This window comes from Nonomuraea sp. NPDC049784 (assembly GCF_040659615.1).
Classification (GTDB): domain Bacteria; phylum Actinomycetota; class Actinomycetes; order Streptosporangiales; family Streptosporangiaceae; genus Nonomuraea.
Window position 1 is genome coordinate 1 of record NZ_JBFAMX010000996.1, and the last position, 2,447, is coordinate 2,447.

The following is a 2,447-nucleotide window of genomic DNA, read 5'->3' on the forward strand; positions in this document are numbered from 1 at the left end:
CGCCCGCGCCACCGCCTCGCGTCCGGCGGCCGAGGTCTCGCTGCCGGGGTCGAGACGTTCCAGCACCTGCCGGTAGGTGCCGATGAGCCGCTCGCTGGTCGCGCGCTGCCGAGCGCGGATCTCCTCCAGCTCCGCCTTGGCCCGTTTGACATGGGAGGCCATCCGCTTGCACAGCATCTCGGCCAGGTCATCGCGGGCCCGCATCCGGGCGGTGTGCGTCAGGCACGCCAGTAACGCCACCTGCTTGACCGGGTCGTAGCGCGACAGGGTGTCGGCGTCCTGGGCGTCGGCTTCCCCCGCGAAGTCGGCGATCTTCGACGGCGCGATGCCCTCCAGCCACGCGTCGGTGTCGCCCAGCGCGTCCACCTGATCCAACCATTTCACCTGGTCACGAAATCGCGACCACGTGGCCCACTGGGCGGGCTTCTTGAGCCGGTTGAACGTCGATTTGCCGTCCGGCCCGACGACGAGCAGACCCCCCATCCGGGCCCGGCCGGACTCGCCCATCCGCTGAAGGATCGTGGCGAAGATGGTGGCGTTCACCTCGGCGCGGATGCTCGTGGCCAGGTCCTCCAGCGTCGTGTACCCGAGCAGCTCCAGCCGGAGCCGAAGCAACTCCTCAATCGCCACGTTGATCAGGTCCGCCGGGTTGTTCTTGGCCTGGGCTGCCTTCCGGATCGCCACCGCGGTGATCGCCCGGGCCCGGCCCGCGTCGTATTTCACGCCCTGACGCTGGCGCACCAGCTTGCGATGCGCCTTCGCGCTCGGGGAGGACCCGTGGTCCGGCCGGATGTCCTCGGCCAACTCCAGGCAGCGCCGGACGTGGTCGATCACCACGTCGGGGATCTCGTCCGGGGACGGGAAGCGCGCCATCTTCTGGAAGCACTTCAACGCCAGCACCAGCGCGAAGCACGACTCGGGGCTGCCGGTAGCGCTGTTCGGCCCAGGCCACCTCTTCCGGCGAGGGCGTGAAGAACACGTGCAGCACCCGCGCCGACGTTAGCCGCTTGAACTGCGGGTAGGCGGTCCGCTCGATCCACGTCATCCCAGGCCGTCCCTCGCCTCGATCCCGGCATCCAAGACGCCGAAACCGTAGCGGTGATCAACCCTGCCGAACGACCGTGTTCATCAAACCGCAACCAAGCCCAAGCGGAGGGTCACATAATCGGACAAACGAGCCCTCTGAGCAGCGCCTCAACACTCCACTATCCCTTTCTCTCGTACTTGGTCTGCCCCCCAAAAGCCGCTCGCAGCTCGGTCAGATCACGACGGCGGGCGCCGAGCAGGGCGAGGTAGTCCTCGATTGGCCAGTGGATGAGGGATCTCGTACGCGTCAGGTACACGCCGACCCGGTCGATGCGATATCGGTCGGTGAAGTCCATCAAGGTGTAGCCGAGGAGCTGCAGGATCATCGGGAGGGGGAAGCGTTCGGTACGACGGGTGCTCTTGAAGTCGATCAGTAGGCCGTCCACGATGGCTGTGTGGTCTGGGCATCAGGTTGCCGGCGCGCTCGTGTGCCTCTGCCGCCAGCCGATGTCGTCCCGGCAGCGGCCTGGCCCGGCTGTCCGGCCGACACTCCGGCGAGCTGCTCGAGTCCACGACCGCCGAGCTGCCCGGCAGGCAGCGGACGCTGCACCAGTTACGCAGCGGCGCTCGAGCCGAACGCGCCCCCCTACGGCTGATACGAACCACGGCTGGTGCCGAGGCGGACGACGTCGTCCACCCCGTCTGGCAGGTCCGTCACGGCATGTAAGGCTGCGCAGCCTGGAGCGTGAACCTGCGTGACGATCACACCGTTATCCGCCCAAAGCACCACGGCCATGCTTTCGGCGTTCCTGGGCGTCGCCTTGCAGGAGAAACACCAGCGCCTTTCCGTCTGGAGCCGATCAGCAGTCACAGCCACCGCCACCATGCGCGATCCGGAATATCACGGCCCCACGCTACGATCACCAGGCCCATGCTCGGACCCCTTAGTGCTGCGGCCCTGCGATCACGGCTTTGCGGCGTGTTGGCTCATCGGGAATGGGACGGAATTGGCGCGTCGAGACGCATGGGCCTTTCAGAGTGCGTTTCGCGAGTCCATGCCAGTGATGTCGCAGTGTGATCGGACGGGTTTGTAGCGTTACCGTCGGTTGGCGGGCTGGGATGTGCTGGGATGGCCGCGTGAGCGAGCGCAAGCCGTACCCGAGTGACTTATCCGACGCGCAGTGGGCGTTGATCGAGCCGGTACTCGCGGCGTGGAAGGCCGTGCACCCGTCCGTCAGCGGCCACGAGGGCAACTACCAGTTACGTGAGATCGTTAACGCGATCCGTTACCAGGGACGAACCGGGGTCCAATGGGATTATCTGCCGCACGACCTGCCGCCCAAGAGCGCGACGTACTACTACTTCAGCAAGTGGCGTGATGACGGCACTGACAAGACGATCCACGACCTGCTGCGCTGGCA

At 66.4% G+C, this 2,447-nt stretch carries 3 protein-coding genes; 1 reads left to right on the forward strand and 2 read right to left on the reverse strand.

The window, feature by feature from the left end:
• On the reverse strand, window positions 1–900 hold a 900-nt coding region (locus AB0J09_RS62270; protein ID WP_360713582.1), incomplete at its 3' end, for a DUF4158 domain-containing protein.
• Window positions 901–1,205: 305 nt separating this feature from the next.
• A complete protein-coding gene (locus tag AB0J09_RS62275; protein ID WP_360713584.1) occupies window positions 1,206–1,472 on the reverse strand; it encodes a hypothetical protein in 267 nt (88 codons plus the stop codon).
• Window positions 1,473–2,163: 691 nt separating this feature from the next.
• Between AB0J09_RS62275 and AB0J09_RS62280 the strand changes: the two genes are divergently transcribed.
• A partial coding sequence (locus AB0J09_RS62280) for a transposase (RefSeq protein ID WP_360713586.1) occupies window positions 2,164–2,447 on the forward strand: 284 nt, incomplete at its 3' end.